This is a genomic window from Paraburkholderia fungorum, from assembly GCF_046027605.1.
In the GTDB taxonomy this organism is placed as follows: Bacteria; Pseudomonadota; Gammaproteobacteria; order Burkholderiales; family Burkholderiaceae; genus Paraburkholderia; species Paraburkholderia fungorum_F.
Map to the genome: position 1 here is coordinate 1 of NZ_JAQQEF010000056.1, position 14,575 is coordinate 14,575.

General features: G+C 60.1%; 15 protein-coding genes and 1 pseudogene. 4 read left to right on the forward strand and 12 right to left on the reverse strand.

Annotated features, from left to right (window positions below; genetic code table 11):
- Positions 1–200: 200 nt before the first annotated feature.
- Complete coding sequence (locus PQR53_RS38320) at positions 201–608, reverse strand: PH domain-containing protein (RefSeq protein WP_408465732.1); 408 nt, start codon at positions 606–608, stop codon at positions 201–203.
- Positions 609–619: 11 nt separating this feature from the next.
- Between PQR53_RS38320 and PQR53_RS38325 the strand changes: the two genes are divergently transcribed.
- Entirely contained in the window at positions 620–820 is a 201-nt protein-coding gene (locus PQR53_RS38325; protein WP_408465734.1) for a hypothetical protein, read from the forward strand.
- 4 nt (positions 821–824) lie between these two features.
- Here the strand turns inward: PQR53_RS38325 and PQR53_RS38330 are convergent, their stop codons facing one another.
- The 6 genes from PQR53_RS38330 to PQR53_RS38355 all read right to left on the reverse strand — a co-directional run bounded on the left by PQR53_RS38330 (position 825) and on the right by PQR53_RS38355 (position 7,468).
- On the reverse strand, positions 825–4,079 hold the full coding sequence (locus PQR53_RS38330) for an LPD7 domain-containing protein (RefSeq protein WP_408465736.1): 3,255 nt from the start codon (positions 4,077–4,079) through the stop codon (positions 825–827).
- Between the two features lie 4 nt (positions 4,080–4,083).
- On the reverse strand, positions 4,084–4,311 hold the full coding sequence (locus PQR53_RS38335) for a hypothetical protein (RefSeq protein ID WP_408465738.1): 228 nt from the start codon (positions 4,309–4,311) through the stop codon (positions 4,084–4,086).
- An 88-nt stretch (positions 4,312–4,399) separates the two neighbouring features.
- Entirely contained in the window at positions 4,400–5,503 is a 1,104-nt protein-coding gene (ltrA, locus tag PQR53_RS38340) for a group II intron reverse transcriptase/maturase (RefSeq protein ID WP_408465740.1), read from the reverse strand.
- Between the two features lie 632 nt (positions 5,504–6,135).
- On the reverse strand, positions 6,136–6,312 hold the full coding sequence (locus tag PQR53_RS38345; RefSeq protein ID WP_408465742.1) for a hypothetical protein: 177 nt from the start codon (positions 6,310–6,312) through the stop codon (positions 6,136–6,138).
- 533 nt (positions 6,313–6,845) lie between these two features.
- On the reverse strand, positions 6,846–7,211 hold the full coding sequence (locus tag PQR53_RS38350) for a plasmid mobilization protein (protein WP_172171424.1): 366 nt from the start codon (positions 7,209–7,211) through the stop codon (positions 6,846–6,848).
- Positions 7,211–7,468: a hypothetical protein gene (locus PQR53_RS38355; protein WP_408465744.1), complete on the reverse strand. Its 258-nt coding sequence runs from the start codon at positions 7,466–7,468 to the stop codon at positions 7,211–7,213. The genes PQR53_RS38350 and PQR53_RS38355 overlap by 1 nt, the downstream gene beginning before the upstream one ends.
- A 332-nt stretch (positions 7,469–7,800) precedes the next feature.
- Between PQR53_RS38355 and PQR53_RS38360 the strand changes: the two genes are divergently transcribed.
- Positions 7,801–8,328, forward strand: coding sequence for a hypothetical protein (locus PQR53_RS38360; RefSeq protein WP_408465746.1), 528 nt, complete (start codon positions 7,801–7,803; stop codon positions 8,326–8,328).
- A gap of 346 nt (positions 8,329–8,674) precedes the next feature.
- On the opposite strand, the gene PQR53_RS38365 is transcribed toward PQR53_RS38360, so the two are convergent.
- A complete protein-coding gene (locus PQR53_RS38365) occupies positions 8,675–8,830 on the reverse strand; it encodes a hypothetical protein (protein WP_408465748.1) in 156 nt (51 codons plus the stop codon).
- Entirely contained in the window at positions 8,787–10,730 is a 1,944-nt protein-coding gene (locus tag PQR53_RS38370) for a ParB/RepB/Spo0J family partition protein (protein WP_408465750.1), read from the reverse strand. Before PQR53_RS38370 ends, PQR53_RS38365 begins: the two co-directional genes overlap by 44 nt.
- A 220-nt stretch (positions 10,731–10,950) precedes the next feature.
- On the opposite strand from PQR53_RS38370, the gene PQR53_RS38375 reads away from it, so the two are divergent.
- Positions 10,951–11,364, forward strand: a complete 414-nt coding sequence (locus PQR53_RS38375) for an antirestriction protein (protein WP_115783779.1) — start codon at positions 10,951–10,953, stop codon at positions 11,362–11,364.
- Positions 11,365–11,425: 61 nt separating this feature from the next.
- Positions 11,426–11,701: pseudogene (locus PQR53_RS38380) on the forward strand (DUF932 domain-containing protein); the annotation flags it as partial.
- 117 nt (positions 11,702–11,818) lie between these two features.
- Here the strand turns inward: PQR53_RS38380 and PQR53_RS38385 are convergent.
- The 3 genes from PQR53_RS38385 to PQR53_RS38395 form a co-directional block, all read right to left on the reverse strand.
- Positions 11,819–12,820, reverse strand: a complete 1,002-nt coding sequence (locus tag PQR53_RS38385; RefSeq protein ID WP_408465753.1) for a tyrosine-type recombinase/integrase — start codon at positions 12,818–12,820, stop codon at positions 11,819–11,821.
- Positions 12,817–14,166 carry a tyrosine-type recombinase/integrase gene (locus tag PQR53_RS38390; protein WP_408465755.1) on the reverse strand — a complete coding sequence of 450 codons (1,350 nt, stop codon included), beginning with the start codon at positions 14,164–14,166 and terminating at the stop codon, positions 12,817–12,819. Before PQR53_RS38390 ends, PQR53_RS38385 begins: the two co-directional genes overlap by 4 nt.
- Positions 14,163–14,575 (reverse strand): tyrosine-type recombinase/integrase (locus PQR53_RS38395; RefSeq protein ID WP_408465757.1); only part of this gene is annotated, 413 nt, incomplete at its 5' end. The genes PQR53_RS38395 and PQR53_RS38390, both read right to left, overlap by 4 nt.

Consider the following 14,575-nt stretch of genomic DNA (forward strand, 5'->3'; position numbering starts at 1 on the left):
AAATATAAGCAGTACTTCGCATATCGATCTCACTCGCCCCTCGATCCTTACCGCGACAAAGCCATTGTAGGCGCTGCCGGCTGCGCTGATCCCGTCCTTCCGGCCGCGTGACGATGCCGGCTGACTCGATCCGCGCTTCTTCGAGCGTCGCGTCGCAATATTGCGTAATGTCTCTCGCCGCTCGACCAGAAGTTGCGCGATCACAGCTCCATCCGGCTTTTCGCGATTGCTACGGCGGCCTTCCGGTGCCAGGCCGCGATCGGCTTTACAGCCGACCCATGTTGACTTCGCGAATGCCCCTTCGCGTCGCGCAACGCGATCGCGGCACGATTCAGTTCGCCTCTCAGCTGCTCGGCGCCGCGCATGCCGGGAAGACGCCACTGCGGATTGTTCGAGTCGCTGGTCAGCACGAGCACCGTGCCAATACCGAAAGGTCGTTGCCACCAGGGATGCAACGACGTCACATCCTCGATACGGAAGAGTTCGAGGCTCTCCACCTGCCGGCTGAGAATGCCCTGCCTGCAGGTGATGCGGGCCGCGTCAATGATGGTTTCGGTGTACGCCGTACGCAGGTACGCGACGACGACGCCCACCGCGATCGTGAGCAACGCGACGACCGGTGCAAACCAGGGCGCTGGCCGGCGCTCAGCGCATAAAGGTAGGCGGCAAAAACAGCGATCGCGCCGACGCCGCCCTTGATGTAGCTCGGCAGATTTACGATCTGCGACTGCGGGCCGCTGAAGATTACGCCGGGCGCGATCGCAACCGGGCTGTCGCGGTCGATGCGTGCAAGCTGATTCATTTTCTTCTCTCAGATTGATGATTCATCGGTCAATATCTGGCCCACTGTCGGGTGCATCGGGATCAGCGGGCGATGCCGCATCCTGGTCTGGATTGGACGGATCTTCCCGAGCGGGTGGCGGCGGATGGCGCACGGCATCGCGCAGCTCGTCACGCTCCCATGCCTCGCGCTCACGCTGCGCCGCCCGACGTTCCTGCGCCTCGGCGTCGAGCTCCGCAAGCCGGACCTGCCGGATGTTTTCCAGCTCCGGCAGCTCGAACACGATGCGCATGCGCGTCTCGGCTGCTACGCGCGCGGCGGCCGCCTGGAACGCCTCAGGTCCGGACAGCGACAGCGTGCTGCCGAACTTCTGCTGCGCGAAGCGCAGCGCAATCTCGACCGCCTCGCGCTCGCTGTCCCACAGCCTTAGCGTGCGACCCTCGTCGACGAGGAACGCCACGCCGTCCTTCCGGTAGTCGACCTCGCCACTGGCCCGCACCTCGTACGTGATCGACGGGCTGGCGTATATGATCTCGTTGCGATCGTGCGCTTCCGGTCGTTCCACAGCACGCGACGGCGTACTGAAAATGACCGCGCGTTCGTCGTCTGCACGTTTCGTCCGCAGGCGGATCTGCTGCATCCGGCGCAACTCACGCAGCGCCCGTTCGTCACCTTTCTGAGCGCGCTCCTGCAGGAAGTCACGATACTGCTCGGTCAACGGCCGGCTTGCGGCGCCGTTCAGCGCATCCCGCTCTTTCGCGATCTGCACACGCAGCGCGGCCTCTGCCTCAAGGCGCGCAACACGTGCTGCGGACAGCTGCTCGCGGCGCTGCGCGCCTGACAGGTCCATGCGCGGGCGTTCAATGAGCGCGCTGCGGGAACTGTAGAACTCCGATTTGACCGCCTTTCGCCGCTCACTCTCATGATCGGCCTGCGCATCCCACGCGCGACGTAGCTCGTTCCGGTATGCCGATCGCCATTGCTGGAACTCGCCCCATAGGTGTCGTTCAGGCGTACGCCTCGGTGCATGCTCCGGATCACGTCCTGTCTGTGCACGATACGTCTCGCGCAGCAACTGCGCCGCCTCCTCCCATGACAGGTTCATCTCTTTGGTGAGGAAGTCAGACACATTCAGATTGCGCGAGCCGGTCTGGATTCTGTCACCGCCGTCCGCGCCTTTACCGATCAAATACTTTTCGACGATCAGTCCGTGCGAGTGCGCGAGCGCGGCCAGCAGCCGGCCCGCGTCGAGCGTCGCGCGGATCTCGGTGAACTCCTCCCGCTCCCGGGCCCGTCGTGCCCTGCGAGCCTCGGACAGGTCACGTGCAAACTGGTCGCGAACGGTATCCGCCGCGCGCCCGGTCGACGCGCGCGCACGTGCATTGAAATCGACCGACGCGCCGTCCGTCGGAAACTGCGCATCGGTTGGCCGGATCTCGAAGGGCAGCGATTCGATCGCATCGAACGATTGCACATCCGCGAGGTTGCGGATCTCCTCACGTGGCCCGAACCCTGCGGGAATGCGGCTACCGCCAGACGCATCGCTCAGACCAAAAGGCTCGCGTGAGTCGAACTGTCCTCCGGCCCGCATGAACTTCTCGGCACCGGTACGCGCAAGACGCGTCCGCCCCGCCTCGTCTGCCTGGTCCCAGGCGACAAACATGCGATCGACCCTCACTTTCCATTCGGGTTCGCCGCCGGACCTGGCAACAGCATCGGGCTCGCCCGGCCATTGCCAGCGCCCGTCCGTCTCGTCGTAACTTCCGCCGGGTTCGAAGTCGCGGTCGGCACCTTCGCGCCATCGGGGCCGCGGCACCGATGTTTCTAGCTGTCCTCTTCCCGCTCGCTCGCGATCGCCAGACCATCGCAATGCGTCAATTCGTTCGGCTTGCTGGTTTCCCAGCTCCAGTAATGCATCAGGCGGCAGAAGCACTTGACGTCGCGCGGCGTCGCCATCCACACCGCGGCCGGACATGCCATGCACACGGTGGGCGGATTGGGACGGCGTGCCGGATCGATCGAAGCGAGCGTCAAGGTCGTGATCCGCTCCGGCTCGCCATCGTCCTGTGATCTCGCGGTGCGCGCGTTCGAGCTCGTTCCACCATTGCTGCAACTGCCCTGCCCTTTCCGGCTCCCTCCCGGCGCCGTGCTCTCGCGCACGCCCTCCTGCTCCGGCGGCTCCCATCCGCCTCCAATCTCGCCAGTGTCCGAATCGATCGTGGCGCTGTTGTGTTCGCTCTCGTGTGCGCTCATTGAGCCCTCCTGTTGCATCGTAGAACCGCTGTTCGCGGTGTTCGAGAATGCGTCGCTGCTCCGCCGGCGACGCGGCCTGATACGTCTTGTAAAAACTGCTACCGCTGTTCAGATACTTGATCTCTCGCGCGCGCGTGTCGTGCCACGCGCCGAGCGCATCGAGATAGACCAGTGGCGTATCGCGCGGTACACCCGGCTCGACGTACTGCACATGCACATTCGATTCGAGCGCCTCACGTTTAGCCGTGGCATCAAGCTCGATGAATTCACGCGAGAACACGAATTCCTTCAGGTTGACACCCTTCGGCGCGCCGATCGGCTTGACGTTCTCGTACTCCGACTCCCTGCCGGCATTGCGCGTGCGCGTCTCGCCGTACTCCGTGAGCAACGCCCTGAAGTCGTCATATCGCTTGACGTCACGCGTCATCACCGCCGCGAGGATCGAGGCCTTCAGTCCGCGGTTAGCGCCCTCGAATACGTCGCCCTTGTACCGGCTGATCATCTCGGACGCGTCGGTGAACTGCACACGCCGGTTGTCTTTCGGACTCGCAAGTCCATACTTCGCGTTGATGTGCTCCTGAAAAGCCTCCAGGTAGCGCTCGTTATGGTCGACCTTCCCGAACGGATCAAGACGTCGGCCTGTCACCAGATTCATTTCCGGGATCACCACATGCACGTGTACCTTGCGCTCGACGGGCTCGCCCGTCTTGCGGTCCGCATAGCTCTTGATCCGCGGCACGTGCGCTTCGGCGTAGAAGTTATATTCATCCGGACGGTACGCGGCAAACGCAAACGCCTCGAACTCCCGAACAATCTCACCTAACAGCTCGCGGTCAACCTCGTCTTCCTTGAATGACAGCGTGACATTCAGGTAGCGCTCGGCGTCCGTGTCGATCGACTGGATGATGTCGTTCGTCAGATCGAGATCGCCAGCGAGTATCACGCGCTCGTCCATCTCGTCGCGTTCCATTTCGCGACCCTGCTTCTGGCCCTTCTCCAGGTATGCCTTGATCCCGTCGTGATAGCCGCATACGCGTATGAGCATCGTCCTACTCCAGCGTCCCGCGCTCGGCGAGCCAGCGCTCAGCCCCTTCGATGCGCAAATGCAGCGTGCTGTGCACGATCGACAGCAGCAGATTGCCAGCGGAATCGACGAACGCCCGGGCGCTGTCGCATTCCGGCTGCGTTAGCGTACGCGCACCGTCATGATCGCGATCGAAGTGCAGCTTCGTCTCCAGCTCGACGGCAGCCATGATGGCAGCCTGCTTTTGATCCATTCCCATCGCTAGGTAAGTAGACTCGGGGAGCTTCGCCCCGAGCCTCTCGCAGAACCGTACGTGAAGCTCTCGCTTCATACGGCTCCCGTTATCCAACCTTTGGCCCACCGACACGCCAGTGGACAAACAACCTGGGATAGATGGCCGCCATCTTGTGTAGCCATTCATGACTACGCCGATTGTGCTGCCGCAACCTCTTGTACTTTCGTCGAGCCCACTGCTCAAGCCTTTGGTCAACGTAGCCGAAGAGGCTGTGCATCGCCGTCCGATAGAACGCCCCATAGTAGTTCCACCACCCTTGTATCGTCGTGTTGCATTGCTGCGCAAGTTCATCAAGCGTCGCCGATGTTCGTCGATGTATTCGCCAACTCCGCACTGTCTTCCTCATCCGCTTTAGCGCATCGCTGCTTACCGCCGGCAGAAAACTGGTAAATTGCTTGCGGTATTTGTCCACTGCCTCTCTCGGTCTGAACGTAAAACCGAGGAATGTGAACTGCACATTCGGATAAGTGCCAGTGCGATTACTGTCCTTGCAATACACGATCTTCGACTTCTCCGGATGCATCGTCAGGCCACATTCTTCCAGCCGTGTTGCAATCGCTCGCATCACGGCTTGCGCCTGTGCCAGGCTGCGGCAATGAACCACCGCATCGTCGGCGTAACGCGCAAAGGGAGACTGAGGCCAGGTCCGCTGCATCCAGCTATCGAACGCATAGTGCATAAACAGATTCATCAAGTTCGGGCTGACCACTCCCCCCTGCGGTGTACCCCGCGTTCGGGGCAGACTTGCCCCCTCCGCAGTTTCGAACGGTGCAGTCAGCCACCGCTCGATGTACAGCAGGATCCAGTCCTCCTTGATGTGGCGTCGCACCGCCTTTAACAACAACACATGATCGATCTGGTCGAACGCCGCCTTGATGTCAAACTCAACAACCCAGTCGTATTTCCAGCAACGCGTACGCGTCACGGCAATTGCCTGTTTCGCCGATTTGCCCGGCCGGTACCCATAGGAATCCGGGTGAAACACCGGCTCAAGCGTCGGCTCGATCATGAGCTTGACCACAGTTTGAGCAATCCGATCCGACACCGTGGGCACCCCCAGTTTTCTCGTGCCGCCCTTGGCCTTCGGAATCTCAACCTGCTTCACCGGCGGCGGGAAGTACGACCGCCGGGTCGGCCGGTGGAATTTCACCACCAGCCGCCCACAGAACCGTGCGTAAACCTCTCGATTTACACGGCTCGTCCCAGCCGTTCATCTGTCATCTCGCGACGACAGGTCGACGCGGAAGATCAATGCTCATCCCGGCTTCCCGGTTGGCGACAATCTTCGTTGAGCTGGGTCATCCCCTTTGCTCCACGCCCATTACAGGCGCTTCAACGCTCGTACGGGATGATCCGCCCCCTGCATGTGCATCGGTACTTTCCCCCTTCGTGGGTTCCACTTATAAGGTTTTCCCTTAACATCACATGCAGAGTTCCCAAGTTCCGTATTTGAGCCTGAATTAGAGTCACGCCACCTGTACACCGGACACCACATGGCCAATAAGCAGGTTCCCGCCATGCTGATTCCGGGAGTCATCGGCGCCCCCAGTTTTGATGTCGTCTATACCGGATTTTCGATGCGTCATCGGTGGTTCACTTGCGTTCGTCTCTCTAATCCCTACATGACGTGTTTGATCACGCCTTTTAACCGTAACGTTCACCACCGCAGACTTTCGAACTGAAGCAGCTTACGGCTGTTTGAAGCCTGCGCCTGCACGCCGGCTCCGGAGGGCCTACCTCCATCTCAGATACAGCATCGTGTCCCCAGAAGAGCGGACACGTTCATGGCACAACCGACGACATCCGGTTCCACAACTTGTACAGATTTCCCGAAAGGTTCTGCTCGAACATGGCAATTGTTTCATCGTCCACGCCAGCAGCACCGCGGTTGGCCTTCACCAACTGGTAAGCCTTCCACACCATGCGCTTCGCAATGCCATACGGTTTCGTTGATGTCATGTCACTCATCCCCGCAACGCAGGTTGGCAACGCTCGTCAACCGGATAACGCTGCCCCTTCGCTCCACCTTCATTACAAAGGCTTCAACACTACTACGGGCCGCTCCGCCCCTCGTTCCGGCATCGGTATTCTTTCTCATGGTGTCTGCCATTTGTCATTTCCCTTCACATCCGGAACAAGGTTCTCACGTTCCATACCAAAGCCTGCATTGAGATCATGCCGCCTTTACACCGGCTGCCGACGGGTCCGTAAACAGGTGTCGTCCCGACTTATCCCGAAGCTGACTGACGGCCTCGGTTCTGACAGCGCTTTTACAAGGTAACGATGCGTCATCGGACGGTTTGCTTTCGCTCATCTTCTCAACACGTACCTGACGTCTTTAGTTGACGCCTTTTCCACAGTCGCTCACCACCACGCCTTTTGAGCGCAGCAGCACTGGGCGGTTTGAAGCCGACTCCTGCAAGCCGACTTCGGGAGGCCAGCTCCCATCTTCGGTACAGCATCACGGACTCACGCCCGTGTTCGTGACACACTCAGTCGACCTTGTTCAGGGTTGCCTTGAGGTACTGCCCGATCAGCTGCAATTGCGTGAGCAGTTGCTCGTAGGTCGCCTCCGAAAGCTTCCCGCGAACGTGCTCTGAGTTCGCGCGGTGGGCAATCTGGTTCAGGTTGTTGCTGGTCTTGTTGAAGATGTACAGCAACCGCTTGCGGTCTCCGCTCGCCACCGGCCGCGCAATCACCTGCGTACGGTTGGTCAGCACCGCCTGCCGGAAAAACTCCGATTGCGTCATCCCGCTTTGCGCCACCTTGGCAAGGTACGCATCGCGATCCGCATCCGACAGACGGAACGCGATCGGCTTGCCCAGCCCTGCCCCGCCATTGCTTTTTTGCTTTGGCATCACCAGAGCCCCGTCGAGCGACCACCGTCGATCTCAGCGCCGACCATCGCGAACGGCCTGCCGTCGTCATCGATCGCATGCGCGCGAAACTCGTATTCCGGCCACTTCAACTCGCACTCGCGCAGCGCGCGCATCGCCTGGTCACCCGTCATTGGCCACGTATAGCCTGCCCACGGCAGATAACGCGGCTCGCTGCCGCGCTCGTCGGCACGCGGCCCCACTACAAGCTGGATCACCCATTCGCTGCTCGGAATCATCGCCGGACCTCCGTATTCATTGCGCATACCAGGCAGTGCTTAGTGTCAGTAACGGAGTCGCCGACACGCGGCCGCGGCAATAGACCGCGGCGGGGTTTCAAAGGGGCCCGCCCCTTTGGCACGAAATATTTTACGGAACGCGTAGCGTTACGTAAACATATTCGACGTGCCTCGCCCCGCTTTCGCCACACATTATTTCCTACGCATATTCTGCGACGCTACTACATCAATACATCACGCATTGCATGGGAATGCTACACAATACAACCTTGCCCCTACATGCTGTCGTCATTCATACTACGTCCATACTACATTTATTCGCCATTTTCCCAATGGATCACGAACAGCTTGCTTCCGCGTTGCGCCGCCTTGCCTGCACAAGCCCGAAACGCAGCAAGGCTTCGCATCTCAAGACCCTCCTTCCGGACATCGAGGCGGCGCTCGCCGCTCGCGTTCCCGCCGTTGAAATCCTGAATACCTTGCGCGAACAGGGACTCGATATCTCCCTTCGGACGTTTCACGGAACCCTGTACAGGCTTCGAAAGACCGCCTCTACGCCCGGTTCCGGACGCAAATCCGGCGCTGCGGCAGCCCGCCCCAGCGCCCCGGCCCCCGTGACTGCCTCCCGAGCAACAGCCCCTCTCGAAGCGCACAAGCCCGCGCCTCCCACGACCGATGCACCGGCACCGGCACCGGCCCACACTCGCATCAAAACCTTCGAGCAATTGCAGTCTGAGAATCCCCACCTCTCAACCATGCAGTTGAACCGCCTCTACGCCGAACAGTACGGCGAACCTCGCGTGAGCAATGCCGATATTGACGCGCTCAAGAAAAAATATCCTCAGCACACGAAACCCTGAACCGCATCGCCCCGCCGCGCTGCGCCGGGTCGGGCCGCTCCCCATGCATTCTGCATGGGTCCCCGTGGCCCTCGATACGGGCGCGCGGCGCGCGCGATGCCGCCCTGGCTCGCACCGCGTAGTTACATTCTGTTTCGCAAATCGCGGTCTCATCAGGCGCGCGGCCTGGCATAATCGTCGTGCCGCTGCCTGGTCCCCAAAGGCACGCGGTAGGAGCCTCGGAAAGCCGGTCTGCGTACCGGCTTCTTTTTTTCCTATGCAGTACTCGTAAAGCAAAAAACCGCCCGGACTTTCACCCGGACGGCGGCATGTGACATGCCTGCACTTACGCAAAGTGCATCAGGGTTCAGGCGGCTTCGGCTTCCTCCGCATCCCCGTCGTTGCACTCATCCTGCGTGCTGTCGGCGTCGCTTTCCTCGTCATCCTCCCAATGGCCGTACGTGACATGTTTCGGCACCTCACGGTTGCGCAGCACTTCCGGCAACCAGCCCGAGTCCGTCATGCGAAGCTCGGCGGCAGCAGCGGCATCGCCCTTTTTCATCCCGCGCAGTTCGCCTGCGGCCTGCGGCGAAACCGTCTCGCCGACAACGGTCACGATACGATCTTTCGGGACGTGCTCGAAATACCCTGCACGCGTTGGCTTCCAGTAGCGCGTGAGGTCCAGTTCCAGCGTGTTCGCCTTCGTTGACCGGGTGCGCCCGGTCAACGGGACTGATGCTGTCTACCGTCCCGGCCACGCAGAATGCAAACAGGTTTGACATCACGTCCACGTCCTGTTGCAGCAGCCACGCGAGCAGTTCATCGGTGCGCTTCGGCAGCATCCGGCTCCACTTCGCCCGCTCGCCTTCAAACGCCTTCCAGGCAGCGCTGTCGGCCATATCGTCGGCGTTCGACACCAGCGCATCGCGCGAGGTATGCACGTCGATCCGCACCGCATGGTCGATGTATGACTGTCCGTACGCGTCATCGAACACAGCCGGAATCATCCGGTACATCAGCACGGCCAGCGCAACGGTCGGCTGCTGCGCAAGCTCGATCTGTACCGCAGCGGTGCGGTGCGCGGTAAGCCATTTGCACAGCTTTTCGCCGTGCAGGGGCCTGGCCTTCGCGGGCAGGTCGCGATTTCGCTGCGCATGCGTGAAGTGAGCGATACTACCCGCGTCTGCGGCGTTGATTTCCCGGCAGCGCAGGCCACGCGTGATCTGCACCTTCCCGTCCTCGTCAATGGCGACGAACGCACCGGCCTGCTTCATGTCGTCGGCGGTGAACGTTTCGAAGCGCTCCGCATAGGCGTCAACAGCAGCCGAAGCATCGTTGAGCGCGTTGTCCAGCTTTTCCCAAAGCGCCTCGTCTTCCTCGCTTTCCTGATCGGCGTAGTACGCATCGAGCGTGGCCTTCGCCTCGTCGCGCGCAGCGACAAGTGTCGCAAGCTCAGCTTTTTCCGCTTTGGTCGGCTTGCGTGTCGTCGACGCAATCCGGTCGAACTGGAACAGTTCGGCCTGGTCACAGCGGGTCCGCGTCTCCACGAAACACCACCCCTCAGCGGCCACGGCCTGGGATAGCTCGATCAGGCGGTCAGTCGCAAGGCGATGCAGCAGGTCCGCATCCGCGATGTATCCGGCGTTCTGGTCGTCGGAAAACAGATCGCGACGCACATAACCGCCTGCGGCCTGGTAAGCGTCCGGCCCGACAAATTTTGCGAGCGGATTCTCCCTGGCGTCGAGTTCCGCTTTCGTCAGCGCTGCGCGAAGTTCCGCGGGACGACGCAGCCAGGGCGTCTGGGCGTCATTCCACACGCGCTCCTGCGTCGCGTAATCGTCGGCCAGCGCAAGCACCTTTGCCTGCTCGTAGTCCAGCTTGTCATCGCGCAGAAGATCGAGCAGCACCGGCGACAGGTTTGCGATCTTGAGCGCACGGCGCACGACCATTTCCGACACCTTGAACAGTGCCGAAATGTGCGCGATGCTCTTGCCTTCCTCGGTCAGCAGCCGGAACGCGCCACATTCGTCCGCGATATGCATCGTCTCGCGTTCGCGGTTTTCGATCAGCGACGCGGCGACGGCTTCGCCCTCACTGACGATCAGCACCGGCACCTTGAAGTCCTTAGTGATTTTGCCCTGCGAGACCAGCAGATCGAGCGCGGCGAGACGCCGCTGACCGGCGCAGACCCCAAGCTTCGGCTGCTTCGCGCGCGACCCTTTGACGGGATGCACGACGAGATTCTGCATCAGTCCATTCCCCACAATCGTCCCGGCCAGCGCCTCGATGCCGGTGGGTGCCTTTTTGCGGATATTCAGCGGTGAGCGGCACAGCCGTCCGTACGGAACGTATTCGATCTGCGCTTCGTTGCCGAAGTTAGCTTCGAGAACGGATTCAGTTACACGGATTTCAACGACTTCCATTATGGATGCCTCCGGAAATGGGCCGCAGCGGAATGCTGGGCCACATGGATACGATAGGTCTAATTGCCCTTATAAAACGCAATGATTCGATTTATATTTTAAATAGATTTATATTTATAATTGAAAAACAAGATCGTTAAAATCTTGATATAACGGTCAATACGACCTAATATAAAAGCGTGGCCCGGCATTCCGCTGCGGCCCATTTCCGGAGATAACCGTGATTGACAATGAAACCAGAATCTCGTCGGCAGTCGTTGTCGATGAGTTGCGTCTGAATTTCCTTCCTCACTACCTGGGCGCGCAATACCTTCGTGGCGAGGCATTGGTGTACGACTGGGCTGCCCGCCTTTCGAGTGCCTACAAGGGCGGTTCGTGGGACTTCTTCCAGTTGTCGAACAGCGGCTTCTATATGGCTCCAGCGAATTGCGGACGGGTGCATGTGCGGTGGCACATGAACGGCTACAGCGACACGATGGGCGCTGACGCGTTCGGCATTGTCGTCACGCTGTTTGCCCTGTGCCATCTGGCGGAAAAGTGCGGCGATGACAGGATCGTTGACCACTACCACGCGCTGCGGGCCTACGCGGCGCAGCACGTAGAGGCCGCCAACATTCTGCGCGCCATCGACTGACGCATTGACCACTCCCGGCCCTAGCTGTGGGCTGGGGCTGATCCTGATATTGGGGAACAGCATGGATACCACTTACCTGACAAGCCGCTTCGGGCGCAACGCAGTTGGCACACGTTCGGATCGCCCGCTGACGAATGACGAGATTGCAGAGGTTGCCCCGTCGATCTTCGCGCTGTCCGCGCACGAAAGCCGCTCGGAACGGTACACCTACATTCCGACCAGCGACGTACTGGACGGGCTGCGCAAGGAAGGTTTTCAGCCTTTCATGGCCTGTCAGACCCGCGTACGCGCCGACGACAAGCGCGCACACACGAAACATATGGTCCGCCTGCGTCACTAACCGCAAGCTTGCGGTTAGTGGCGTAATAAAAAGGAGGCCGTAATGCAGAGGAAACGGCCCGCAAGTGTGCTGCTTGACATATCGGATATCCTCCTGCTTCGCATTATTGGACGGTTATAGAGAGTCGAGCCAATCCAGGAGATTCGGATTACGTCGCCACCGCGGCGGACTGCGAGGCCGGGTTGACTGGTCCATTTGTTCAAGAGCGCGCCGCTTGGTCTCGATGTTCGCGCGCGCGTAGTGATTTGTCGTGTTGAGACTCACGTGTCCGAACCAGCTTCTGATCACGGTGACATCAACTCCGGAGGCCACTAGTTGGACCCCGACCGTGTGGCGAAACGTGTGCGGATGCACTCGTTTCCCCCGTAAAGACGGTAGCTCGTTCGTCGCCGTCCGCACGTACTGCGCGAGCTTGTATCGCACGCCGGCGGCACCGAGAGGGAAACCATAACGATTAACGAACAACGGTTCGTTTTCCGGTCTCGGGTTCCGCTTGAGCAACGCAGCCAGCAATGCCGCCGTTTCCGGCCAGATCGGACAGATCCGTATCTTGTTGCCCTTACCACAAAGCTTCACCTGCTCCGGCGCCGTCAGACGGATATCGCACGGACACAGACTCAATGCCTCCTGGATGCGAGCGCCAGTGTTATACAGGAAGGCAAGAAGCGCATAATCGCGTTGTCCCTCTGGTGTAGTGCAGTCTGGCTGACGCAGGATCGCCTCGACCTCCTCGATGTCGAGGTACGCGGTTTCGGTAATTGGCCCTCTCTTGGCAGGAATGCGCAATACGGCAGCGCATTGCATGGCCGCTAACGGCTCCCGGTCCGCAACGAACCGGTAAAAAGAATGGAGTGCCGCCAACCGGCAGTTGCGTGTGCCTATCGATGTATGCCGCTCTGATTCGATGTGCTTGAGGAACGCGACCACTTCGTCGGCGGTCAATTCGTCAAGCTTGATTGAGCTTACCGGGCAGTGTCGCTGTGCAGCGACGAACCGCAAGTAAAGTCGCCAGGTGTCGCGATAGGACAGAATTGTGTGTCGCGAACAATTGCGCTGCTCAGCGAGCCACTCGTGGAAGAACGCGTGGAGCCAGTACGCGAGGGGTGCCATTTTCATGACGGTTCTCCCGGCGAACGCAGCACGCGCGCATTGTGACGCCGATAGCGCTCACTTGCCTGTCGGAGTAGTTCCGGAGAGACGTGTAGGTATGCGAGTGTCGAGCGGATATCCTTGTGACCCAGATAGGCTGCCAGATGGGGTAGGCGAGGTTGAGGATTGATGCCAGCTCGATACCATTGCATCATCCGATGCTCAACGAATGTGTGCCTAATATCATGAACCCTCGGCCCTCGTTGACCATTTGCGGGTTTAAGCCCCGCACGACGGATTACCTCGGTCAACATCCATTCAATTATCCCTTTGCAGTATCCCGATCGCCGCAACGGCGACCACCACAAGGGAGCTCCCGATGTGATTGGTGCACCGGATGCTGCACGTGCTTCCAGATAGGCGCGTAGGACATCGAGTGCGCTTGGCGACAGGGGCAAGCGGCGCGACTTAAAAAACTTCGTCTCGCGCACTTCGAGCAGCCCACGGGCAAGATCCAGATCACCGACGGTTAGCGATGCGATCTCGCCGAGCCGCAAGCCAGCACAGTATGCCAACGTCATCATTGCGTACAGAGCGACCGGCCGCAGAGGTGCCCTCGGTGAAGGGAATGTGCGGGCCGCATCGAGCAGCATACGAATCTCAGCTTCGGCAAAGAGATATGGACGCCGCTCCTGCTGGGTCAGTCGGCTATACAATCCCGGTTCTATCGGCAGAGTTGGGACCTCAGGGGCCTTTCGGCGTAGCGCCTTTGACAGCGCGGTTCCACATTGCTGAACCAGGTACTGATGCCGCAATCCGGGGCTTTCGCTACGCCAGGCATCGAGCTGCTGTCGAAGCGGGACAGTTGCCAGTGCTGGGTGACGCTGCAGGAACCGGTCGAAGCGCAGCAGATCACTCGCGCGCGTATCGTACCGGTAGCCCAGTGACTTCATTCGCCCAACGTGTTGCTGCATTGCAGGGCCAAGTATGCTGCCCCAGACGGGCAATGGAATCAGCCGTTGCAGGGCGCGTCCGTTGTCATCTTCGAGCAAGGTCCGAACAACGGGGCCGATCAGTCGTCCATAATGGGCGTACAGTTCCAGCACAGGATGGGAGCCACCTCCGGCGTTCGTGCGCCATTCGAGGTAGCGGACGACTACACGTGCCCGGTTTTCCACACAACTCACTGGCGATTTTCGGGCTTCCTGTCGCAACCACGTTCGCAGGACTTCAATCGTGCTTTCCTCGTCCGGAAGCGCTTTGTCGGACATGAAGGTCTCAAACTTCCGCAAGGCACGGGCGTAATCGCTACGCGTCTCAGGTCCTATCGACAGCGTGTCGAGGAACCGGCAAACAAGGTCTTTGCTGGTCATGTCGTCACCTCTTGCGGAAGATCAAGCGCAACTGACCGTAAATCGTCAGTTGCCAGCTTGAGATACATCGTTGTAGCTCGCACACTGTAATGTCCCAGGATGTCTCCGATCACCTTGATCGATACGCCGCTACCCAGCAAAGACTCAGCCCGGCTATGTCTCAAGACATGAACCCCGCGTTTTCCTGTCAGCGACACGCCTGCGGCCTCAGTGGCGTGGTTCAGCACCCGATGAAGACCGGCACGTAGCGGTCCATAAGGCGCTACCGCCTGCACAAACACTTCTCGTGTTGACGTCGCGGGACGACCGCACTTGAGATAGTCGAATAGCGCGTCGGCGGGACCACGTAACAGTGGCAGCACCGAGTGCGCACCTGTCTTCGTATGTCTGATGTGAAACCGTTCATGCC